This window comes from Pukyongia salina (assembly GCF_002966125.1).
GTDB lineage: Bacteria > Bacteroidota > Bacteroidia > Flavobacteriales > Flavobacteriaceae > Pukyongia > Pukyongia salina.
Window position 1 is genome coordinate 2,107,952 of record NZ_CP027062.1, and the last position, 23,898, is coordinate 2,131,849.

General features: G+C 39.4%; 23 protein-coding genes. All 23 read left to right on the forward strand.

All coding sequences use genetic code 11. The annotated features are described in order from the left end of the window. Nucleotide 1 precedes the first annotated feature (1 nt). The 23 genes from C5O00_RS09600 (at nucleotide 2) to C5O00_RS09710 (ending at nucleotide 23,896) form a co-directional block, all read left to right on the forward strand. Nucleotides 2-2,485 (forward strand): GumC family protein, encoded by a 2,484-nt coding sequence (locus tag C5O00_RS09600; protein ID WP_105216652.1) that lies wholly within the window; start codon nucleotides 2-4, stop codon nucleotides 2,483-2,485. A 32-nt stretch (nucleotides 2,486-2,517) separates the two neighbouring features. Further along, nucleotides 2,518-3,102 (forward strand): sugar transferase, encoded by a 585-nt coding sequence (locus C5O00_RS09605; protein WP_105216653.1) that lies wholly within the window; start codon nucleotides 2,518-2,520, stop codon nucleotides 3,100-3,102. Beyond that, nucleotides 3,099-4,397: a nucleotide sugar dehydrogenase gene (locus C5O00_RS09610; protein ID WP_244592969.1), complete on the forward strand. Its 1,299-nt coding sequence runs from the start codon at nucleotides 3,099-3,101 to the stop codon at nucleotides 4,395-4,397. Before C5O00_RS09605 ends, C5O00_RS09610 begins: the two co-directional genes overlap by 4 nt. A gap of 305 nt (nucleotides 4,398-4,702) precedes the next feature. Continuing rightward, on the forward strand, nucleotides 4,703-5,689 hold the full coding sequence (locus C5O00_RS09615) for an SDR family oxidoreductase (protein WP_105216654.1): 987 nt from the start codon (nucleotides 4,703-4,705) through the stop codon (nucleotides 5,687-5,689). After that, nucleotides 5,682-6,545 carry an ABC transporter permease gene (locus C5O00_RS09620; RefSeq protein ID WP_105216655.1) on the forward strand — a complete coding sequence of 288 codons (864 nt, stop codon included), beginning with the start codon at nucleotides 5,682-5,684 and terminating at the stop codon, nucleotides 6,543-6,545. Before C5O00_RS09615 ends, C5O00_RS09620 begins: the two co-directional genes overlap by 8 nt. 61 nt (nucleotides 6,546-6,606) lie before the next feature. Beyond that, the gene (locus C5O00_RS09625; RefSeq protein ID WP_105216656.1) at nucleotides 6,607-8,043 is read left to right on the forward strand and encodes an MBOAT family O-acyltransferase; all 1,437 of its coding nucleotides are present in this window, start codon (nucleotides 6,607-6,609) and stop codon (nucleotides 8,041-8,043) included. A 3-nt stretch (nucleotides 8,044-8,046) separates the two neighbouring features. Continuing rightward, a complete protein-coding gene (locus tag C5O00_RS09630; RefSeq protein WP_105216657.1) occupies nucleotides 8,047-8,979 on the forward strand; it encodes a hypothetical protein in 933 nt (310 codons plus the stop codon). A 43-nt stretch (nucleotides 8,980-9,022) separates the two neighbouring features. Continuing rightward, a complete protein-coding gene (locus C5O00_RS09635) occupies nucleotides 9,023-9,844 on the forward strand; it encodes a polysaccharide pyruvyl transferase family protein (RefSeq protein WP_105216658.1) in 822 nt (273 codons plus the stop codon). Then, nucleotides 9,841-11,094, forward strand: a complete 1,254-nt coding sequence (locus C5O00_RS09640; RefSeq protein ID WP_105216659.1) for an ABC transporter ATP-binding protein — start codon at nucleotides 9,841-9,843, stop codon at nucleotides 11,092-11,094. The genes C5O00_RS09635 and C5O00_RS09640 overlap by 4 nt, the downstream gene beginning before the upstream one ends. A gap of 36 nt (nucleotides 11,095-11,130) precedes the next feature. Beyond that, nucleotides 11,131-12,105 carry a sulfotransferase family protein gene (locus tag C5O00_RS09645; RefSeq protein WP_158676819.1) on the forward strand — a complete coding sequence of 325 codons (975 nt, stop codon included), beginning with the start codon at nucleotides 11,131-11,133 and terminating at the stop codon, nucleotides 12,103-12,105. Then, nucleotides 12,102-12,530: a cupin domain-containing protein gene (locus C5O00_RS09650; RefSeq protein ID WP_105216661.1), complete on the forward strand. Its 429-nt coding sequence runs from the start codon at nucleotides 12,102-12,104 to the stop codon at nucleotides 12,528-12,530. Before C5O00_RS09645 ends, C5O00_RS09650 begins: the two co-directional genes overlap by 4 nt. After that, nucleotides 12,527-13,636 carry a DegT/DnrJ/EryC1/StrS family aminotransferase gene (locus C5O00_RS09655; RefSeq protein WP_105216662.1) on the forward strand — a complete coding sequence of 370 codons (1,110 nt, stop codon included), beginning with the start codon at nucleotides 12,527-12,529 and terminating at the stop codon, nucleotides 13,634-13,636. Before C5O00_RS09650 ends, C5O00_RS09655 begins: the two co-directional genes overlap by 4 nt. Next, nucleotides 13,629-14,390 carry a class I SAM-dependent DNA methyltransferase gene (locus C5O00_RS09660; RefSeq protein WP_105216663.1) on the forward strand — a complete coding sequence of 254 codons (762 nt, stop codon included), beginning with the start codon at nucleotides 13,629-13,631 and terminating at the stop codon, nucleotides 14,388-14,390. Before C5O00_RS09655 ends, C5O00_RS09660 begins: the two co-directional genes overlap by 8 nt. Further along, nucleotides 14,387-15,610 carry a glycosyltransferase family 4 protein gene (locus tag C5O00_RS09665; RefSeq protein ID WP_105216664.1) on the forward strand — a complete coding sequence of 408 codons (1,224 nt, stop codon included), beginning with the start codon at nucleotides 14,387-14,389 and terminating at the stop codon, nucleotides 15,608-15,610. The genes C5O00_RS09660 and C5O00_RS09665 overlap by 4 nt, the downstream gene beginning before the upstream one ends. 24 nt (nucleotides 15,611-15,634) lie before the next feature. Next, on the forward strand, nucleotides 15,635-16,417 hold the full coding sequence (locus tag C5O00_RS09670) for a hypothetical protein (protein WP_105216665.1): 783 nt from the start codon (nucleotides 15,635-15,637) through the stop codon (nucleotides 16,415-16,417). Between the two features lie 30 nt (nucleotides 16,418-16,447). Beyond that, complete coding sequence (locus C5O00_RS09675) at nucleotides 16,448-17,284, forward strand: sulfotransferase (protein WP_105216666.1); 837 nt, start codon at nucleotides 16,448-16,450, stop codon at nucleotides 17,282-17,284. A gap of 1 nt (nucleotide 17,285) precedes the next feature. Next, the gene (locus C5O00_RS09680) at nucleotides 17,286-18,134 is read left to right on the forward strand and encodes a glycosyltransferase family 2 protein (RefSeq protein ID WP_105216667.1); all 849 of its coding nucleotides are present in this window, start codon (nucleotides 17,286-17,288) and stop codon (nucleotides 18,132-18,134) included. After that, nucleotides 18,131-19,069: a sulfotransferase family protein gene (locus tag C5O00_RS09685; RefSeq protein WP_105216668.1), complete on the forward strand. Its 939-nt coding sequence runs from the start codon at nucleotides 18,131-18,133 to the stop codon at nucleotides 19,067-19,069. The genes C5O00_RS09680 and C5O00_RS09685 overlap by 4 nt, the downstream gene beginning before the upstream one ends. Before the next feature lie 8 nt (nucleotides 19,070-19,077). Continuing rightward, entirely contained in the window at nucleotides 19,078-20,190 is a 1,113-nt protein-coding gene (gmd, locus tag C5O00_RS09690) for a GDP-mannose 4,6-dehydratase (protein ID WP_105216669.1), read from the forward strand. Continuing rightward, a complete protein-coding gene (locus C5O00_RS09695; RefSeq protein WP_105216670.1) occupies nucleotides 20,183-21,112 on the forward strand; it encodes a GDP-L-fucose synthase family protein in 930 nt (309 codons plus the stop codon). Before gmd ends, C5O00_RS09695 begins: the two co-directional genes overlap by 8 nt. Nucleotides 21,113-21,125: 13 nt before the next feature. Then, nucleotides 21,126-21,956 (forward strand): glycosyltransferase family 2 protein, encoded by an 831-nt coding sequence (locus C5O00_RS09700; protein ID WP_158676821.1) that lies wholly within the window; start codon nucleotides 21,126-21,128, stop codon nucleotides 21,954-21,956. 11 nt (nucleotides 21,957-21,967) lie between these two features. Continuing rightward, nucleotides 21,968-22,657 carry a hypothetical protein gene (locus C5O00_RS09705; protein WP_212390044.1) on the forward strand — a complete coding sequence of 230 codons (690 nt, stop codon included), beginning with the start codon at nucleotides 21,968-21,970 and terminating at the stop codon, nucleotides 22,655-22,657. A gap of 21 nt (nucleotides 22,658-22,678) precedes the next feature. Continuing rightward, on the forward strand, nucleotides 22,679-23,896 hold the full coding sequence (locus C5O00_RS09710; RefSeq protein ID WP_105216672.1) for a glycosyltransferase family 4 protein: 1,218 nt from the start codon (nucleotides 22,679-22,681) through the stop codon (nucleotides 23,894-23,896). Nucleotides 23,897-23,898 lie beyond the last annotated feature (2 nt).

Here is a 23,898-nt window from a genome sequence, read left to right on the forward strand (position 1 = left end):
TATGAGTGAAGAATTCGAAATAAAGGAAGTTCAAACCACCTTCGACTTTAAAGGTTTTATCTTTAAATTATTGAGTTACTGGCCTTTGTTTATTATCTCGCTCGCGATAGCATTTGGGATCGCCTACTATATCAATGTACGGAAAGTACCTATCTATCAAATGGAAAACCTGGTATCTATCAAGGATGACCAGAACCCATTTTTCACCACTAATACAAGTTTAACCTTTAACTGGGGAGGAACCACAGATAAGGTAAATACAGCCATCATCACCCTTCGGTCCAGATCTCATAACGAACAAGTTGTGGAACGCTTACAGTACTATCTCAATTATAAGGTAGATGGGAAATATCAGCAGATCGATGCGTATGGCAGAACTCCCTTTTTAATTGAAGTTAATAAGGAAAAACCGCAGATCCTCAATAAACAGATGAAGGTGGTTTTTAAGGATACCTCCACCTTTGTGATTTCCACGAGCTTTGGTGGTAGAGACCATATGCTCCAAACTTATAACGAGAAAAAAGAGAAGAGTAGGCTGTTTATAGACAAGGAAGAATTTAGCCGAGAATTTAAAATGGGTGTCCCTATCGAATTACCCTTCTTCAATGGGACATTTATACCCAACAGAAAAGTAAAGGTTAGGCCTGGTAGCGTGTACTATTTTAGTTTCTCAGATTTCGACAATTCTGTGCGGCGTTACGTAAATATTGTCGTTAATCCTGAAACTAAGGGTTCTTCAATTATCCGAATGACATTAAATGGCCCAAACAAAGCCAAATTGGTAGATTATCTCAATACCTCGGTTGAGGTGTTGAGTGATGATATGCTGGATAGAAAGAACCTGTTTGCTACCAAAACCATCGAATTTATCGATGAAAGCCTCAGGGATAAAGCAGAGGAACTAAAAGACGTAGAAGAAGAATTAAATAAATTTAAGGACCAGAATGCCATCTTCGATCTGGCCATTGAAGGTAACCAGATCAATGAACGCCTTACCAGCCTTGATCTTCAAAAGGAAGCGATCAACAGGGAAATAAGCTATTACAATATCCTGGAGGATTACCTTGTAAGCAGAAACGACTACAGGGATGTGCCGGCACCATCTGTCGCAGGGATTTCGGAGCCCAGTATAGCTGAAGGTGTGGGCCGCATCATCTCGCTGGCAGAACGCCGTAATAAATTACAATACTCCTACAAAGATGGAGCGCCGGTATTTTCGGATATAGACCGGCAGATAGATGCTGTGAAGGCAGTTCTCCTTGAAAATATTACCTCGTCTAAAGGCCTTAAACAAGAGCAACTAAGATCTATCAACAGGGATATTGGTCGCTATGAAAGTGAGATTAGGAAGTTGCCCAAGGAACAGCAGGAATTATTACGCATAGAACGGAGATATAATTTAAGTCAGGGATCGTACAATCTTTTCCTGGCAAAACGAAGCGAGGCCAGCCTGGTAAAGGCCGCTAATGTAAGCGATGTGCTCATGATAGATCCTGCCAAGGACACAGGGGGTGGTAGAGTAGGTCCCAATACCCGGTTAAATTATATGATCGCGGCTATGATGGGATTGCTTATTCCCTTTCTCTTTGTCCTGGTGATCGCTCTTGTGGATACCAGAATAAAGAATATAAAAGATGTTGAACGGCTCACCCGCATACCAATCCTGGGTGCAATTGGCAAGAGTTATACAGAGACGAACCTGGTGGTATTGGACAACCCAAAATCGGCTATCGCCGAAAGTTTCAGGTCGTTGCGTTCCAGCCTACAGTTTATATACAAAAAGCGTGGGATTGAAGGAGCCAAAACTGTCCTTATCACTTCTTCGGTTAGTGGGGAAGGAAAAACCTTTTGTTCGATCAATATTGCTTCGGTCTTTGCATTAAGTGAGAAGAAAACCATTCTCGTAGGTTTAGACCTTAGAAAGCCAAAGATCTTTGGGGATTTTAATATCAATAACAATATAGGGGTGGTGAATTATCTCATCAATGATTCTGAAATGAATGAGGTGATTCAGAAAACCGAACTGGAGCACCTGGATATTATCACTTCCGGACCAATACCGCCCAATCCGTCTGAACTTCTAATGAGCGATCGCCTTGAACAAATGATCACTCTCTTGAAGGAGACCTACGATTATATCATCCTCGATTCACCGCCATTAGGTCTGGTTGCCGATGCCCTGGAGTTAGTTAATTATGCCGATGCGACTCTATATATGATACGGCAAAATTATACCAAGAGGGGAATGTTCAATCTTATTAACGAAAAATACAAATCGGGTGAGATATCCAATATCAGCTTTGTAATGAACTTTTACGAACAACGAGCCAAGTACGGCTATGGTTACGGCTATGGTTATGGTTACGGATATGGTTACGGATATGGTTACGGAACCTATGGTAACGGCTATCACGAGGGAGTTAATAAGCCCGGTTTCCTGGAAAGGGTGAAACGGATGTTCAGAATAAAAAAGAAAAAGTCCTGATCTGGTTACTGAATTTACTCAGTTAACAATATATGCTCACGCCAAATCAAATTATCATCAAAAGAGTCTTTGATCTATCTCTGGCTGTTTTGTTGTTACCGTTTGTATTAATTCCTGTAATTTTGCTAATTATCCTGGCTAGCCTGGATACAGGTCAAAATGGTCTGTTTTCACAGTACAGGGTTGGAAGGAACGGTCGCTTGTTCAAATTATATAAGATCCGTACCCTTAAAGGCGAAGCACATGATTCCATAATTGAGATAAAACAGCAGGCCACCCAATTAGGGTCCTGGCTACGGAAACGTAAGCTTGATGAGCTACCTCAAATTTGGAACATACTTGCCGGCAGCATGAGTTGGGTGGGTCCCAGGCCGGATGTTCCCGGCTATGCAGACGAGCTTAGCGGAGAAGATCGTATAGTTTTAAGCGTTAGACCGGGCCTTACGGGGCCGGCTACAATAAAATATAAGGATGAAGACAAGCTGTTGCTAGCACAGGAAGATCCGCAGGAATACAACGACAATGTGATCTGGCCGGATAAAGTGGAAATAAATAAACAATATATAAAGAACTGGAGCCTTATAAAGGATATTAAATATTTACTGGCTTCAGTATGAAACTCAAAATGAAAGAAAACCCTACTATTGCGATCATTGGTTTAGGTTATGTTGGTTTGCCCCTGGCGGTCGCATTTGCGAAAAAGTATCCCATTATTGGTTTCGATATTAACCAGGACCGTATTGCCCAATTAAACGAAGGTACAGATCATACTCTCGAGGTGTCTAGTGACGAATTAAACGAAGTATTATCCCTTAGCGGGGATACGGGGCTGATGGTAAGTGCGAACCCAGAAGACATTAAGGAGGCTTCGGTCTTTATTGTAACTGTTCCAACACCAACCAATAAATATAACCAGCCTGTGCTCACCCCTTTACAAAAGGCCAGTGAAACCGTTGCCAAAGTACTGAAAGAAGGAGATGTGGTTATTTACGAATCTACCGTGTATCCCGGAGTGACCGAAGATATTTGTGTTCCTATACTTGAGGAAGTGTCGGGGCTCACATTTAATAAAGATTTCTACGCAGGCTATTCACCCGAAAGGATCAACCCGGGTGATAAGGAACATACCGTTACTAAAATATTGAAAGTAACCAGCGGTTCAACACCAGAGGCAGCCACTTATATCGATTCCTTGTATGCCTCGGTGATCACTGCAGGTACTCATCTGGCACCTTCAATAAAGGTAGCCGAAGCCGCCAAGGTTATCGAGAACTCCCAACGTGATATCAACATAGCTTTTGTGAACGAACTCTCCAAGATCTTCAGATTGTTGGATATAGACACCCAGGATGTATTGGAAGCTGCAGGAACCAAATGGAATTTTTTAAAATTCACCCCGGGACTTGTAGGAGGACATTGTATAGGAGTAGACCCTTATTATCTGGCACAGAAAGCCATGGAAGAAGGTTATAATCCGGAGATCATACTGGCCGGAAGAAGAATGAACGACGGGATGGGACAGTACGTAGCCAGTGAGGTGGTAAAGCTCATGATAAAAAAAGATTGTAAGGTGAAGAACGGCAATGTACTTGTACTGGGGATTACTTTTAAAGAGAATTGTCCCGACATCAGGAATTCTAAGGTGATCGACGTGATCGAGGAACTCAATAAATACAATCTCAATGTAGATGTGTACGATCCCTGGGCAGATCCTTCAGAAGTAAAACACGAATTTGGACTTAGCTTAAAAAGTAAAGAAGAACAATTACAAGCTAACTACGATGCCATCGTACTTACCGTTTCGCATACAGCCTTTAATGATTTTGATATAGACAGTTACTCGGCATCACCTTCGGTGATCTTCGATGTAAAGGCCTTTTATAAGAGGGAAAAGACCGATGGAAGACTTTAGGAGTTAGTGGTTAGATGTGACCCTTCGAGAGCCTCAGGGTCCAATAGCATACGTATCGAAGCGATCCTTCGGGAGCCTCAGGGTCCAATAGCATGCGTATCGAAGCGAGCCTTCGGGAGCCTCGGAGTCCCGAAATATTCTAAACGAAGGTCACTTCGGGCGTGTTGAATGATGTGATGTGAGAATTTGTAAGGAAAATGAATAAAACGAACAGATTCCAATGTTTGGAAGAATGTAATAGATGGGGAACAGTTAATCCTTTAAAAATGAATAATAATAGCATAAAGCCATAAAATATAAACGCGTTGCCAAATAATATATATCATTCCGAAGATCTAAGTCAGTACAATTTCCTGGTAACAGGGGGAGCCGGATTTATTGGTTCTAATCTCGTGGGATATTTGCTGAAGCACGGGGCCGGTAAGGTACGAGTGCTAGATAATCTAGCCACCGGATTTTCGTATAACCTCTCGGAGTTTGAAGCACACCCCAATTTCGAATTTACAGAAGGAGATATCAGGGATCTGGATACCTGTAGAAAGGCCATGGAGGGGATAGACTATGTGTCTCACCAGGCCGCGTTGGGGTCGGTCCCAAGATCTATCAACGATCCCATCACCTCTAACAATGTGAACATTAACGGATTTCTTAACATGCTGGTAGCTCAGAAGGAAAGTAAAACCGTTAAGAGGCTTGTTTATGCTGCTTCCAGTTCTACCTATGGGGACAGCAAATCCCTGCCAAAGGTAGAAGATGTTATAGGGAAACCACTTTCTCCTTATGCGGTTACTAAGCTGGTGAACGAGTTATACGCCGATGTCTTCGGGAAGACCTATGGGATCGAGACCATCGGACTGAGATACTTTAATGTCTTTGGCCCTAAACAGAGCCCCAAAGGGGCCTACGCAGCAGTGATCCCCTTATTTATGCAGGCGTTGAAAGACGGCGTTCCTCCCACTATAAACGGGGATGGCGAACAAACACGCGATTTCACCTATGTGGACAATGCGGTGCAGGCCAATGTAAGAGCTTTCTTTGCTTCTGAAACTGCCGTAAACCAGGTATATAATGTGGCCTATGGCGATCGTATTAGCCTAAATACCTTATGGGAAGACCTGCAGCAAATTTCGGGAACAACAATAAAAGCCAATTACGGGCCACCCAGACAAGGAGATGTAAGAGATTCGCTGGCCAATATCGATAAATCAAGAAAGCAGATACAGTACGATCCAAATTATTCGGTTAGGGATGGGCTTAAATTAACCTGGGAAAATTTTATTCAGCATGGATAAAAAGGAAGAAAGCTGGTTATACGAGATCACGGCAAAACGCAAAATGATCGATCTTAATTTCAAGGAGATCTGGCGTTATCGCGACCTGCTTATTCTATTTGTAAAGCGGGATATTGTTACCGTTTATAAACAAACCATACTGGGACCGTTATGGTTTCTTATACAACCTTTATTTACCTCGGTGATATTTACCCTGGTTTTCAATAACCTTGGAAATATACAAACAGGAGGGATACCCCCTTTTTTATTCAACCTGGCGGGGATAACAGCATGGAATTATTTTAAGGTTTGCTTAACCGGGAGTTCCAATACCTTTAGAGCCAACGCTTCTATGTTTGGGAAGGTATACTTTCCCAGGGTGATCATGCCTATGTCTGTTACGATCTCCAATCTTTTAAAATTTGGTATCCAACTCTTGATCTTCTTCGCATTTTTTGCCTACTATATTTATCAGGGAAAAGATATAGGCCTCGGCTGGAATATTTTCTTGTTCCCGGTCTATGTGCTTATGATGGCCTTACTGGGGTTAGGTTTGGGGATGACTATTTCGGCATTAACTACCAAGTATCGAGATCTGAACGTCCTGGTTGGCTTTGCAACCTCCCTGCTTATGTACATGTCTGCCGTTCCTTACCCTGTTTCCGAAGCCAAAGCCAAGTTTCCTGCCTATGTGGCCGATTTTGTTGTGTACAACCCCATGACGCAGATCATTGAGGGCTTTAGATATATGTTATTGTCTACTGGTACTTTTAGCTGGAATGGCTTTATATATACATTGGTGATCAGCCTGGTGATCTTCTTTGTAGGTCTTATCATTTTTAATCGAACAGAGAAGAGTTTTATCGATACGGTATAGGATCGTTTTGGCGAACACTCCGTATCCGGATTATTGAAAAATTTGCAGCCAATTATCAACTATGCTTTTTAATTCCATCGATTTTGCCATCTTCTTACCCATTGTATTTGGTATTTACTGGCTGGCAGGGAAAAAACGAATAAGGCTGCAAAATATCATAGTACTAGTTGCGAGCTATGTATTTTACGGCTGGTGGGATTGGCGGTTTCTTTCCTTAATAATTTTTAGCACCCTGGTAGACTATGTTGTGGGGATATCGCTGGGAAGAACGGATAATATTCGGAAAAGGAAATGGTTACTTTTAACCAGTGTCCTGGTAAATATTGGATTCTTAGGCTTCTTTAAATACTTCAACTTCTTCCTGGACAATTTTGTACAGGCATTTTCCTTTTTTGGATACGAGATCAGTTCCTCAGGGCTAAATATTGTGCTGCCGGTAGGGATTAGCTTTTACACATTTCAAACGCTTAGCTATAGCATAGATGTTTATCGAAAAAAGATGAAACCCACGAAGGACCTCATAGCCTTTGCGTCTTTTGTTTCTTTCTTCCCCCAATTAGTGGCCGGCCCTATAGAGCGGGCTACCCAACTTTTACCGCAATTTACACGCGAGCGAAATTTTAATCCATACAAGGCGGCAGACGGACTGCGGCAGATCTTATGGGGATTATTTAAGAAGATCGTAATTGCAGATAATTGTGCGTATTACGTAAATATCATCTTCCAATCCTCCGATAGCTATCAGGGAAGTACCCTGGTAGTGGGCGCAGTTCTTTTTGCGTTTCAGATCTACGGCGATTTTTCGGGTTACAGTGATATTGCGATAGGAACTTCTCGCTTATTTGGCTTTAACCTTATGCAGAACTTCGCCTTTCCATACTTTTCGAGAGATATAGCCGAATTCTGGAGGCGTTGGCATATTTCACTTTCAACCTGGTTTCGTGACTATGTGTACATTCCTTTGGGAGGAAGCAGGGTAGGGAGGCCAAAGGTGATCCGTAATATCTTTATCATTTTCATTATTAGTGGATTTTGGCATGGTGCTAATTGGACATTTATTGTATGGGGAGGTCTAAATGCGTTGTATTTTTTACCCTTGCTTCTCTTGCAAAAGAACAGAGCGAATCTTGAAGTTGTGGCTTCCAATTCAAGCTTCCCTTCGGTTAAGGAAGTTTTTGAGATACTACTAACTTTTGGACTTACTACGATCGCCTGGGTGTTTTTTCGTGCCGAGGACCTTTCACATGCCATGACCTACCTGGGAGGGATCTTCAGTACAAGTTTGTTGAGCGTACCAGAGATCCATCCGTTATTTCTATTCCTTCTTATTATTTTCTTTCTTTTTATAGAATGGACCGGAAGAAGGCAGCTATATGCCATTGAAAATTTTGCTCTTAATAAACTCCTGGTATTTAGATGGGGATTCTATTATGCCCTCATTGTACTTATGTTGATATACGGAATAGAAGACCAGGAATTTATTTACTTTCAATTTTAAGCTATGCGCAGATTTCTTCTGAAAATAACACTCTTTTCCCTGCTGCCCATCTTGCTTTTTTTGACGGCTGAACTCCTGATAAGGTTTTCACCTAATGCATTTATCGCTAAAGCCGAATATATTCAGAATAATAAAAATATAGAGGCATTGATCCTGGGATCCTCCCATACACAGCAGGCGATCGATCCTTCTCACTTTACAATAAAGGCTGCTAACCTAGCATATAACGGACAAGATCTGTCTATCAACGAGGATCTCTACCATCGCTATAAAGAAGAACTACCACAATTAAAATACCTGATCGTTGAAATAGACTATCACACGCTGGAATTTCGGCAGCCCGAAGACTATTTTAGGGATCCCTGGTACTTTCAGTATCATGGCCTGAAAAGACATCCCATCAGGCCGATCACGAAGTATTCCATGTACGCTTCGTCTCCTAAATTCTTCAATAATTTTCTATTAGACAAATTGAACAGGGATTCCCCGGTGGTGCAATTAAACGAGTGGGGATTTGAAACCAACCGATTTTGGGGTGAGTTCAAGGATATGGAATATGATGAAAAGAAGATCGACAGCCTTATGAGACAACTGCCTACCAGGCATGCTAAAATATCTTTAGAGAATCTCAACAACAGTAAGCGAAGTCTGGGTAGGATCATACAAGATTGCAATGAAAAGAATATAACCCTTGTTTTTATTGCTACGCCAATGTATAAAACTTTCGAGCGGCATAAGATAGAACCAAAGGAAAGACATCGCAGCCTGTTACTGGATAGTTTGATGTATGTATATAAAAACCTGATCTATCTGGATTTTGAATACGATGAGAGATTTGATGTGACCCACTTCAGGGATGAGGACCATTTAAATCCGAAGGGAGCCATGAAATTTACCAGGATCCTTAATGATACCTTATTCCGGTTAAAACAATGAAAATAGTTACATTTATGCAGCCTAAACCTAAATCTTACAATACATGAGCTCCGCTCTTAAACCCATACCATTATTTTTCTGGTCGTCTGTGCGCTACGAAAATAAAGCCCGGGAAAATTACGGCGACTTGCTCTCTGTATTTATCGTTGAAAAAGTAAGTGGGAGGAAGGTGCGTTTTTACGATGCACCTGCCAGGAGAAGATCATTTTTTAAGAAGAAACACCTGATGGCCATAGGTAGTATTATGAAGATGGCCACCCATAAATCGGTTGTGTGGGGAAGCGGGATCATTTCCCGGGATGATAGTTTTGGTGAAGCATCCTTTAAGGCGGTTAGGGGTCCGAAAACCCGAGAAAGAGTCCTGGAATTAGGCTATTCGTGCCCCGAGATCTACGGGGATCCCGGTATACTGCTGCCGCTTTATATGGATCCTGAAGTAAAAAAAACACATGCAATTGGTATAATTCCTCACTATGTAGATTATAATGCTGTGGTTGAAATGTACAAGGACGATCCACAGATCAAAGTGATCGATCTTATTACCGATGACCTGGAAAAAACCACCACGGAGATCCTTAGTTGTGAAAGAACCATAAGTTCTTCATTGCACGGGTTGATCATTTCACATGCGTATGGGATCCCGTCAGTTTGGGTGAAATATTCGGATAAGTTAAGCGGTGATGATGTGAAGTTCGAGGACTATTTTCTTTCGGTAGGAATAGAGCCATATACTGCTAAGGTGTGTAATGGTAGAATTTCACAGGATGAATTACTAAAAATTATCGAAAACAATCGTAATTTACCACAGCAGCATAGAATTACCAAAATGCAGGATGAACTTATAAAAGCCTTTCCCCAGCTATGAGTGACGTTATCTTAAAAGTAGAAAATCTCAGTAAGCAATACCGGCTAGGTCTGGTTGGTACGGGTACCATAAAGCACGACCTGAATAGATTCTGGCACAGGCTGAGAGGCAAGGAAGACCCTTACCTTAAAGTGGGAGCCGTGAATGACCGTAGTAGCGAGGCCACCGAAAATTATGTGTGGGCCCTGCAGGATATCGATTTTGAAGTAAAACGCGGGGAAGTACTAGGTATTATAGGAAAGAATGGGGCAGGTAAATCCACCTTGTTGAAAATACTTTCACGGGTTACCGCTCCAACAACCGGGGTGATAAAAACCAAGGGCCGGATCGCTTCCTTACTGGAGGTAGGCACCGGTTTCCACCCGGAGTTAACGGGCAGGGAGAATATCTACCTCAATGGTGCTATATTGGGAATGACGAGGAGGGAAATAAGATCCAAGGAAGAGGAGATCATCGAATTTTCGGGGTGTAAACTGTATATCGACACCCCTGTAAAACGATATAGTAGCGGGATGAGAGTACGATTAGGATTTGCTGTTGCCGCCTTTCTCGAGCCCGACATACTTATTGTAGATGAGGTATTGGCGGTAGGTGACGCCGAATTTCAGAAGAAAGCCATTGGGAAAATGCAGGATATTAGCAAGGGAGATGGAAGAACGGTGTTGTTTGTGAGTCATAATATGGCAAGTGTAAAGCAATTGTGTACTCGCGGAATTGTGTTGGGTAATGGAAAAATTGATTTTAGTGGTACCTCAGAAGATTCGGTCGATTATTACTTAAATACTAATGCTAACGCTTCAGCATTTATAAGTGAAAATAAAGATTCCAACTCTAGCGATATACTATCCGTTGAGGTAAAAAAAGACAACGTTTCGAGTGATATTTTTGGATTTGATGATCCAATAGAAATAGAATTTAAGATTAGAGTTGTTGATGAAGATTTAAATTCCAGATTAGGGTTTAAGGTAAAGGATCAGTACGATCGAATTGTTTTTACGGCGAATGTCGACTTAATGGATCACATTGAGAAACAAGGAGAATATGTATTGAAAGTAAAAATTCCTGGTTCAGTACTCGCTCCAAATGAGTATAGATTATTTATTGGATTACATGTGTATAAAAGAAAGATGTTAGCTAGGATTGATGGGGATATTGGTTTTAGAATAGAAGAAACAGGAACCAAGTTTAAAAACCATATTGGCGATGATATTGGATGTGTCGTATTGGATTGTGAATGGGAAGTGGTATAGCTTGAAAACGATAACAACTTTGTATATATTTTAAGTGTGAATGATAGCAAGCTAATATTCCTAATCTCTCAACCTCGATCTGGCTCGTCGCTGTTACAGCAACTATTGCTGCGAAGTGATAGGATTAGTTCGACGCCAGAGTCATGGCAGATGTTGCAGTTAGTCCATACATATAAGTTGAGTAATAATGATGGTGGGTATAACGCAAAACAGGCTTCGATTAATTTTAATCGTTATTTAAATGAAGCCGATGACGGACTTAAGCTATTTAAAGAGTATATCAGAAAGCTAGGGCTTTCTCTTTATCAGGATCGTACTCATCAAGGAAATTATTTTCTTGATAAAACTCCTAGATATTATCATATAATTGAAGAATTAAACGATCTATTTCCTGCTGCTAAATTCATTTTTCTTGTTAGAAATCCATTGTCGGTTTTCGCTTCTATTCTGGATTATAATTTTAAAGGAGACTATAAATCGTTTTTAAGTTCGGAAGACAGACAAAATGATCTCTTTCTGGCTCCAAAGAAAATTGGCGAGGCTATTCACAATAACCATACGTTTGTTCGCTATGAGGACCTAATTTCAGACCCTCAAAAAGAATTAAAACGTTTATTCGATTATCTGGAAATTGATATGGGGGATAAAGATTTCTCATCGTATACCATTGAGGGGAAATTCAAAGATTCCAATGCCATCGACTCAAAAAGCCTTAAAGAACATCAATCTCCGGTTACCAATTATCTAGATTCCTGGAAGGAAGTGATTGATACAGTTCAGAAGAAAAGACTTGCCAGAGAATATTTACAAAAACTACACAAAGTTGATGCTTATACCAATGTTTATAACATTGATGATATTATTAGAACGTTAGATGCCCATACCCACGTTAAGAAATCGTATTTTAACTTGAGTTTTGATTATTTCACCATACCGGAAAAAGAATTAAGTATTCCTCAACTATTAAAAAAAAGAATGTATTTAAAATTAGGCCATAAAAATCGCATATGATCGAGGAAATAAAATATAAGGACAACTTGCTCGCGATAATTATGGGAGCAGATTATAAGGAAGATGGTATATCATTCTTTACCCCTAGCTATTTTTCGCAACAGTTGGGATATATGAAAAGAGAAAAAGATTATGAAATAGATCCTCACGTTCACAATCCTGTAAAAAGAGAAGTAATGTGGACGCAGGAAGTTCTCTTTATTAAAAGTGGCAGAGTGAGAGTTGATTTCTATAATGATGAAAAAGAATATCTCGAAAGCCGGGTGATAAAAAAGGGTGATGTTATATTATTAGCAGCGGGAGGTCATGGTTTCAAAATGCTCGAAGAGAGTGAGATCATTGAAGTAAAGCAAGGTCCTTATTCCGGAGATCGTGATAAAACTAGATTCGATCCAGTTCAATCCAAAAACATTACGATAAAATGATTCCCGTAAATGTCCCCAGACTGATTGGTAGAGAAAAGGAATATTTGATCGAATGTATTGAAACAGGATGGATCTCTTCTGAAGGTCCTTTTGTCACAAGATTCGAAAATGAATTTTCCACATACATTGGTAGAAAGAATGGCATCGCCGTGGCTAATGGTTCTGCAGCGCTGGATGTAGCGGTAAGAGCTATGAATCTAGAAAAGGGGAGTGAAGTGATCGTTCCAACATTTACTATTATTTCACCGGTTCAATCGTTGGTGAAAGAGGGTTTGATTCCGGTACTCGTGGATGTTGATCCTGAAACCTTTAATATGGACGTTTCTGCTATCGAAGATAAGATAACCGATAAAACTGCCGCCATTCTGGTAGTTCATATCTATGGTTTTCCTGTTGATATGGATCCCGTAATAGAAATGGCTTCTAAATATGAACTGAGAATTATCGAGGATGCCGCAGAAATGCACGGTCAAGAATACAAAGGCAGAAAATGTGGTTCGTTTGGAGATATCAGTGTGTTTAGCTTTTATCCCAACAAACATATAACCACGGGAGAAGGAGGCATGATCCTCACAGATGATGATGACCTAGCGGAAAGATGCCGTCAATTAAAAAACCTCTGTTTTATACCGGCTCGCAGGTTCGTACATGAAGAATTTGGTTGGAATTATCGAATGACAAATCTTCAGGCCGCCTTAGGAGTGGCCCAGTTGGAACAGATCGACTCTGTTATAAAACGAAAGAGGGAGATAGGAAATCGATATTCTCAAAATCTAAAAGGCATTTCGAGAGTAAAGTTACCTGCTGTTAAGAACTCTTATGCCCAAAATATATACTGGGTTTATGCTTTAGTAGCCGAATCTGAAGAGTTATGCGATCATATACAATCTGAACTAAAGAAACATAAGATTGGAACACGACCATTTTTTTGGTGTATGCACGAACAGCCGGTTTTTCAAAAGATGGGGTTCTTTAAGAATGAGTCGTATCCTCATGCCGAAAAAATAGCACGAAATGGTTTTTATATTCCCGCTGGACTCGGAATAAGTGATGCTGAAATAGATATTGTTTCAGAAAAGATCAGAGAAATTATAACCAATGGATAATTTCAACCTCTATGCAAAATACTACGATCTGTTATATACCGATAAGGACTACTCGGACGAAGCTTCCTATATCGATGCATTAATTAAGAAATTCCAAGACTTAGAAACGAAATCAATTTTAGACCTGGGTTGTGGAACGGGGAATCACGCAAATCTACTTTCAGAACTTGGTTATACTGTTGATGGAGTTGATATCGCACCTGAGATGATCGAAAGAGCGAAACAAAAATTTTCGGAAAACAATGGTCTAAATTTTTATTTAGGAGACATCACTAAATTTAATAATGAAAAGCAATACGATGCTGTAATTTCATTATTTCATGTTCTAAGTTATCAAAACTCGAATACCGACGTTCTGAAATCGATGCAGACTGCCTATAACCATTTAAAACCCGGAGGCTTATTTATTTTTGATTACTGGTATGGCCCGGCAGTTTTAACTGATCTTCCTCAAGTGCGAACTAAAGAAATAGGTAACGATGAAATTTTGGTGTTGCGCAACGCAACTCCCAAAATGCATTATAATGAAAACATTGTAGACGTAAACTACGCTATTGAAATTACAGATAAAGTGAGTCACAGGACAGATCGCGTAAATGAGAAACATTCCATGAGATATTTCTTCAAACCTGAGTTGGCATTGTTTTTAGAACATTTCAGTTTTACTAAATGTAAATTCTATGAGTGGATGACATTTACAGAACCAGGTTCGAAAAGTTGGAATGCACTAACAATAGCTAAAAAAGATATATGAAAATAGGGGTATGGATATCGAAAGATGTGAACCCGCAACAAGGTGGGGGATTTTCGTATACAACTCAATTGATCAATTTAATTGATGATTATAATTTTGATCAATCCCTTGAAGTGATATTTATTTCAACCAATTCTAATTTACCCTCGTTTCAAAAGGATGTTTTGGTCCTAAATGATCAAGCTAACAAATTATCTCTTTTTAAAACTTTGCTTTACAATCTATCGAAATTTTTATTTCTCAAAAGGATTAAAAGGAAATTGAATGCTGAAACAAATGCTATTCGAAATAAATCAATTATCGAAGAGTTAAGATCAAATAAAATTGATATAATATTCTATCCTGAACAAACGAAATTAGCAGTTCACGGATATCCTTTTATTGTGTCCAATTGGGATGTGGGTCATTTATCTATGCAGGCATTCCCGGAAGTGTCTAACAACGACTCATTTAAACGACGCGAGTATTGGTATAATACAACTATTAAAAAGGCTCTGGCCGTTTTTTGTGAATCTGAAGCGGGTAAAGAAGAATTAATCCATTACACTCGCCTTAACCCGGAGCGTATTCACATTGTACCATTATTTCCGGGGGCTATTGCGAATATGAATGTCGATACGGCAGATCAAGAATTATTGTTGAAAAATTTAAACCTAAGTACCCGACAATTTTTCTTTTACCCTGCCCAGTTTTGGGCACATAAAAATCATTTTCATTTAATTGAGGCTTTCGAGATGTTGCAGACTAAATATCCGGATGTGAAATTAGTGTTGACAGGTAGTGATAAAGGAAACCAGAAGTATATTTTCGAATTGATCAAAGAAAAAGGTCTTACCTCTAGTATTTTCAATACGGGATTTGTTAGTAATGAAGAGCTCTATACGATGTATAGACATTCCATTGCCTTGGTCATGCCTACATTTTTGGGGCCAACCAATATGCCATTGCTAGAAGCAGTTGCTTTGGATTGCCCTGTACTGTGTTCAGATTTAAAAGGTCATAGAGAACAATTAGGATCAGGCGCCGGATACTTTAACCCATCTGAAAGTGACAGTATTTATCAAGCGATGGAGATGATGATGGATCCCAGTTATCGATCTAATATAATTCATGAAGCACAAAACCAAAGAAAGGAATCAATATTTACACAACAAAGCGCGGTAAAACACTTGGATCAGGCGTTTACTGAGGTGGCCAAATATCGAAAATGCTGGAAGTAACAGCGAAAACTTATTGAGAAGGAAGTGTATAAGATAATTCATATTATAAACCCTGTTAAGGTAGGCGATTCTTCCGATCTAAAAGTCGCGCAGCCTGTAACCTTCGAAAGTCTTAGAATAGCAAAAAGTAATGTGAAAAAGGTTGAGATATTTCAGCTTACTGCGCAATATGAAGAGGATAAGGCGATAATTCCAGATCATTTTATACAGACGAAAAATCTGAGAAGATCCGTGATCGATATAGGGAATAAGGATTTAAATAGAAAGCTACCATTAATAAAGGACATCTTAAAACGAGCTTTTAAAGTAGCCGGAAAAAACGATTTTATAATTTATACAAACGTTGATATAGCTGTTCAACCAGGATTTTATAACTGGATTATTGAGCGAATATCGGAAGGAGTTGATGCTATGATCATTAATAGACGAACGATTAGTGATCTACATACTGAGGTAAAGGACCTCCCAAAGATGTATGCCGAAAAGGGAGAGAAACATCCGGGGTACGATTGTTTTGTTTTTCAAAAGAAACTAGGAAAGAAAATGATGTTTGGTAATATTTGTGTGGGCGCAGTTTATATTGGATTGGTATTTTTTCTACAAATGAAGCTGCTGGCCAGAAATTTTATGGAATACGGCGATGAACATCTTACTTTTCACATTGGTAATGACCAGGTATGGAGAAGTGAAAATAATAATGTATATGCCGAGCATAATAAATTGGAATTTGAAAAGATAAGTAACCGATTAAGAAAAAGACATAAAGATTTTCAGGCAGTTTTGAGATCTGCCTTTCCAAACAGGTAATGACAAAAGTCCACCTACTATATTGCATTTATGAAGTTTAAACATATTCATCACGTTAGCCAAGAATTTCTGGACACCTTTCGCCGGAGCTATTCCCCGGTTTTTGTTTTGAATACCGGAAGATCCGGTTCGGCCTTCATTCAAAAAATATATAGTAAAGCTTCCAATTTTAACTCGTATCACGAGGCTTCACCTAATCTTTTTCTTCTACCAAATTTCGCTTTTCACAATCAGGATAAAGGTGAAATGCTTAGACAGATTTTTGCCGCTGCACGAACAGAATTAATACTTAGCTCTGCTGTTCAGAGCAAAGAGTATATTGAATCTAACCAATGCCTCGTGTTTTTTATCAGACAAATTGTGGATCTTTTTCCTCAAGCTCGTTTTATCCACTTAACCCGTTCACCATCTGATTTTGTTATCAGTGCGATAAAGAAAGGCTGGCATAAAAACGATAGCGTGTGGGAATTAGGTAGGATCAAATCAACCGATTCAAAATATTGGAATTCACTTACGCAAATTCAGAAATTAGGATGGGTTTGGAATGAAACACATGTGTTTATTGAAACGTTTAAAACAGATCATCCTAATAATTGTATAACTGTCCGTCTTGAGGATGTTGTAAATGACCAAAAGGAATTTGACAGATTACTTAGTTTTACCGGAGTTGATAAGAAGGAATCGGGATTAAAATTTAAAAATGTTGTAGCAAAAAAAGTTAACGAGGTTAGTATTTCTCCAGATGAGCCACCTAATATGTATAAATTGGAAGACTTCCCAAATTATTCAGAGTGGGCGGAAGAGGATAAGAATGATCTAAAATCGATGACGGGAATCCTCGCTTCTCAGTATAATTATAATTTGTAGAATGACGATAACTGTTTATATCACGTCTTATAACCAAGAAGCCTTTTTAAAAGATGCAATAGACAGCGTTTTGAGCCAGGAACTGGCTGCGGATGAAATTATAATAATCGATGATTGCTCTACGGATGGTTCAAAGGAATTGATAAAGGATTATGCATCCAGACATAAGCAGATTAGATTTCATTTGAATGAAAAAAATTTGGGAGTTGCGCAATCCAGAATTAAGGCACTATCAATGGTTAAAAGTGACTATGTGACCTATGTAGACGGAGATGATGTTTACCTTCCAAATAAGCTAAAAGTGGAAGCAAACCTAATAAAGAATACTGGTTGTGATCTCGTATTTTCGAATAATATGTATGTTTCGGAAAATGACCTTTCAGAAGAGAAATGGACCTGGCTTGAGGAAGAGTTAGTCGTAGGAAAAGAAACGAATTGGTTTTTAAAGGTTTTAACTAGAGATTTTCCCAGAAATAGTTTATTTAGAATGGAACTTGTAAAATATAGTCTCTTGAAAGAGATAGGGTTTCATGACCCTAATCTCCCTATTTATGAAGACTATGACTTGAGGATTAGATTGGCTGCAAAGGCCAAAATCGCATTCAGTAGCGAAGTTACAGCCAAGATCAGAATTAGTACTGAAGGATTATCAAAATCGAATTACAAAGAACATATAAGTTCGCTCAAATATATTTACAAGAAATACCAACCACAATTATCCGAATTTGGTCGGGAAACGAAAGTGGAGGTAAACAATAGGTTAGATGCTATCTTAACAAGTATAAAAAGAAAACATCAGGTAAATTTTACATCAAAATTGCGAAACAAGTTATTTAGGAAACTCAAGTGAACGAAGAAAATTTAATATTTGTTATTTCACAACCGCGTGCAGGGTCAACTTATTTGCAGAATTTACTGTCAAATAATAACGAAACCAATACGTGCAGCGAGTCATGGGTCCTTTTGAACTTTGCGAACTACATGAAACCAAAGATTGTAAATGGATTATACGACAATGAGATAGCTGTGGCGGCGTTTCAGGATTATCTGGGAAAGCATAGTGTGGAGAACCTGAATTTGGAAATGAGACGGATCATAAAGAATGTTTATGAACCACTGTTCGAAAATCATAAATATGTAATTGATAAAACTCCCAGATATTGGGAATTAATTGAGGAGATACCAGTCTGGTTTCCTAAAAGCAAAATTATCGTGCTAAAACGAAATCCTATGGATGTGGTTAAGTCTATGGCAAATACCTGGAACCTCCAAACCGTTCGTGATTTGGCATACTTTAAAAGAGATCTGCTTAAAGCACCGAAAAAACTCAATAAATTTTGTTTAAATAATGCACACAACCCTAATGTTAGATCTATTCAATATGAGCAATTGGTTGAATCCACAAGCGAAGTAATTCAAGAACTTTATCAATGGCTTGGGATAACTTATAACAATTCGGTATTAGACACTACGGAGAATGTGAAATATAAGGGTAATTTTGGAGATCCCTATCAGAATAAGTTCGGGAATGAGAAGAAAACTGTATCGAGGACAAGTGACACTGTACCGGGATGGTTGAAACGCTTTCAACAGGGTTATGCATTTTACTTAGGGGAGGATTTTTTTAACACGTACGGTAATTATCCTTATGAAAAAATGAATCCTAGGAAAACACGAGCATTTTCATATCTAATCCATCGAATAAACAGTAGCAAGGAAAAAATGAAATTGTCGGACGAAATTAATTACATTACAAAAGAAGTATACTATAGAATTTTTAGTTAAATCAGATAATGAAAAAAGCGTTAATAACGGGAATCACAGGACAGGATGGAGCATATCTGGCAGAATTTCTTCTGCAAAAAGGATATGAGGTACATGGAATAAAGAGAAGGAGTTCCCTATTTAATACAGACCGTATCGACCATCTTTATGAAGATCCGCATGAAACCGGAGTAAAGATGTTTCTACACTATGGCGACCTAAGTGATGCTATGAATATTACTCGTATCATCCAAGAGGTGCAACCAGATGAGATCTATAATTTGGGTGCAATGTCTCATGTACTGGTTAGTTTTGAAACCCCGGAGTATACAGCAAATGTTGATGGCCTGGGTACATTAAGGATACTGGAAGCTGTAAGACTTTTAGGGCTCACCGAAAAAACCAAGATCTATCAGGCATCCACCTCCGAATTATACGGCCTGGTTCAGGAAACCCCGCAAAACGAGAAAACTCCTTTCTATCCGCGGTCGCCTTATGGAGTAGCCAAACTTTATGCCTACTGGATCACCGTGAATTACAGGGAAGCCTATGGAATGTATGCCTGTAACGGGATACTATTTAATCACGAATCGCCTATCAGGGGTGAAACCTTTGTTACCAGAAAGATCACACGGGCAGCAAGCAGGATCGCTCTGGGTTTACAAAATACCTTGTACCTTGGGAATCTGGATGCACAAAGAGACTGGGGGCATGCAAAGGATTATGTGGAAGCCATGTGGCTGATGCTACAGCAGAAGGAAGCAGATGATTATGTGATCGCAACCGGAGTAACCACTAAGGTTCGGGATTTTGTGCGATTATCATTTAAACAAGTGGGAATAGAACTCGATTTTCAAGGCAGCGGAGTAGATGAGGTTGCTAAGGTAAGTGGATGTTCCAATCCCGAATTTCAACTTAAAACAGGAAGTGTGGTGGTGCGGATAGACGAACGCTATCACCGGCCTACCGAAGTAGACCTGCTCATTGGTGATGCCTCCAAATGCAAGGAAAAACTAAACTGGGAACCCAAATATGATCTTGAGGCTCTGGTGGAAGAAATGATGGCCAGCGATCTGGAATTATTTAAAAAAGACCAATATCTCAAAGGAGGAGGATTCGATACCTTACAGAGACATGAATAAAGACGCGAAAATATACATTGCAGGTTACAAGGGTATGGTAGGATCGGCCATTTACCGGTTATTGAAGGACCGTGGTTACAGCAACGTGGTGGTTCGAAATTCGACCGATCTGGATCTGCGGGAACAGGATCAAGTAAGGGCTTTCTTTGCGGCAGAAAAACCCGAATTTGTATTTATGGCAGCTGCGAAAGTGGGTGGAATAGTGGCTAATAATACGTACCGTGCCGATTTCCTGTACGATAACCTGATGATGCAAAATAATGTGATCCACGAGAGCTACAATCATGGTGTAAAGAAATTGCTGTTCCTCGCCTCTTCTTGTATCTATCCTAAACTAGCCCCGCAACCCATAAAAGAATCCTACCTGTTAACAGGGCCCCTGGAAGAAACCAACGAACCTTACGCTATCGCTAAAATAGCCGGTGTAAAATTATGCGAGAATTATAACCGTCAATATGGTTGTAATTTCATTAGTGTTATGCCAACCAATTTATACGGACCCAACGATAATTACGATTTAAAGAACTCTCATGTGCTGCCCGCGTTGTTACGAAAGTTTCATGAGGCCAAGGAAAATGAAAGTCTCTATGTGGAAGTGTGGGGTAGTGGGACGCCTAAAAGAGAATTTTTACATGTGGACGATTTGGCTACCGCATGTGTACATTTAATGGATACATACAATGGTAATGTTTCCGTGAATATAGGAACAGGGACAGATCTTTCCATTGAAGAACTTGCTCTGTTAATAAAAAAGATCGTTGGGTATTCTGGCACCTTAAAATGGGATAGGACCAAACCCGACGGAACCCCGAGAAAGTTACTGGATGTTTCACTCATTCATAGTTTAGGATGGAAACATAAAATTTCCTTGGAGGATGGAATTAACAGGGTTTATAACGAAACCTTTGTCACTGCTCATTAAAGCTGTATATTTTTTGATCTCAATAATAACCATAAATTATAATGATGCGAAGGGACTTCAGAGAACCTTGCAAAGTGTTCGATCGCAATCATATCAACACTTCGAGCACATTGTTATTGATGGAAACAGCGATGATGGTAGTAAAAATGTGATCCAGGATGCAGGTGATTATTTGGCGTATGCCATTAGTGAACCCGACAAAGGAATCTATAATGCAATGAACAAGGGAATTTCTGTAGCTAAAGGGCAATATTTGTTGTTCCTAAACAGTGGGGATTCTTTAGCGCATGAAGATGTGTTGGCTAAGGTTGCTCCTTTCCTGAAATCGCATAAAGATATTTATTACGGGACCATACAAGTGGAGCGTAACGGACAGTTGAAGCAGTTGGAATACCCGGATGACCTCACTTTTCAGTATTTCTTTCACAAGGGGTACCTGCCGCATCCGGCTACCTTTATAAAAAAAGATCTCTTTGATCGAACTTCGATGTACAATGAGGATTTAAAGATCGCTGCCGATTGGGAATTTTTGGTTTGTGCGGTCTGTAAATTTCATGCTACTTACGAGAATATCCAACTACCAATTTCCAATTACGACACCCATGGAATCTCCAGCAATCCTAACCACCGCCAATTATTGCTGGACGAGAAACAATGGATTCTTGAAAAACATTTCCCACTTTTTCTGAAGGATTCAAAAGAATTACAAGCTCAAAATGAATTATTGCAAACTAAGCGATTTAAATTATTGAAAAGTATAGAGGCTAATGCGATAGCACGAAAAATGACCACGATCTGGCTAAGAATGATTGCAACGATATTCTCTACCAATAAGAATAAGTAATTCAAGCCCCTATGACTACACTAAAGAAAAGACTGAAAAAAACATGGTTGGGAAAAGCAATAAAAAAGTTTCTCGGTAGAAATCGAAAAGCAGGTGCATTCAAGAATTCAAAGTCGTATTGGGAAGATCGATATCGATCGAAAGACAATTCGGGTGCTGGAAGTTACGGCAGATTGGCAGAGTTTAAAGCCGAAATACTAAACCAATTTGTGGCTAATAATGGTATCAAATCGGTTATAGAATATGGAGTGGGAGATGGCAACCAGTTAAGTTTGGCAAGCTACCCATCTTATATTGGTTTCGACGTATCTAGAACTGCCCTTTCACTTTGTAAAAAGAGATTTAAGCACGATACAGAGAAACATTTTTATATGATGAGCGATCCCGCTCAGCGAAGTACTACTGCCGAACTATGTCTATCTCTGGACGTTATTTATCACCTCGTGGAAGATGAGGTGTTCGATAGCTATATGCAACGATTATTCGATACTGCAACAAAATATGTGATCGTGTATTCAAGTAATTACGACGATCATTTTGCACCTCATGTAAAGAGTAGAAAATTTACACCTTGGGTAGAAAAAAACCGTGGGAATGATTTTGTTCTGAAAGAGGTTGTAAAAAATAAATATCCCTTCGATGCTAACGATCCTGATAATACCTCCATGGCAGATTTTTATATTTACGAGCGCAGGAAGTAAATAATGAACTAATATTGGTGAGTGAACCGATCAATTATATATAAAACCAGTAGTTTCCCATCCTTTTCAGAAACTTTTGTGGTTAATTCTATTGTAGCCGCCCTTGATAAAGGATACCATGTTACTATCGTGACCGATGAAAAGAAAGATCTAAAGGCAAGTTCTCAACCCGAAGTTATAAAGGAGTACGGGCTGTTGGATAAAGTGAGAACCTACCGGGAACCAGCAATGAAAGACGGTAGGAGATATAAGGCTTTATCGATCTTATTAAATCCTTTCTATGCTTTTTATTTTCTGAAGTATTGTTTGGCAGAACGATCGTACTCCCTTTCATACTTGTTTCGACTTAAATTTTACAAAGCCATTAGAAAAGCGCATGTCTACCATGTTCACTTTGCTTATAATGCTGCTGATGTTCTACCATTGAAACGCATTGGTTTTATCAAAGCCAGAATAATTCTAACATTTCACGGATTTGATGCGCATTATCTTATTGATAGACCCACTAAAGGAGTCACTATAACCTCTATAAATCGATACGTAGACAATATCACAGTAAATTCAACTTATTTGAAAGAATTGCTGGATTCGAAAGGTATTGACAAAAAGCTGATTCAGGTTGTGCCTATTGGAGTAGATACTACCTATTTCAGGCGTAGTTCGAATAGTGAAAGTAAACTCTCTTCTTCGTTGAAGCTAATAACAGTAGGGAGATTGATCCCTCTGAAAGGCCAGCACCTTGGTCTTGAAGTTGTAAAAAGCCTATTAGATCGTGGTATCGACGTTCACTACACCGTGATTGGATCAGGTAAGAACATTGAACGCCTGAAAAAAAGTTCTTCCGATCTGGCATTGGGCTCCCGGGTACATTTTCTGGAAGATAGAACACAATTGGAGATTAGAGAACAGTTGAAACAGAGTGATATTTTTCTAATGACCTCAGTAAGCGATAAAGATGGCAGAAGGGAAGCCTTCGGTGTTGTATCTTTGGAGGCTCAGGCCATGGGCCTACCGGTTATTGGATTTTCCTCTGGCGGGATTCCCGAAACCCTTGAGGATGGTAAGACCGGAATCATAGTTCCGGAAGGGGACACTAACGCAATGGCAGAAGCAGTTGAGTCTTTGATCTCAAATCCCGAGCGGTATTCTGAAATGAGTAAGGCGGCGAGACAATTAGTATGTGAGAAATTTGAAAGTTCGATAACAGCAGCTTCTTATTTAAAACTTTATGAGAACTAATT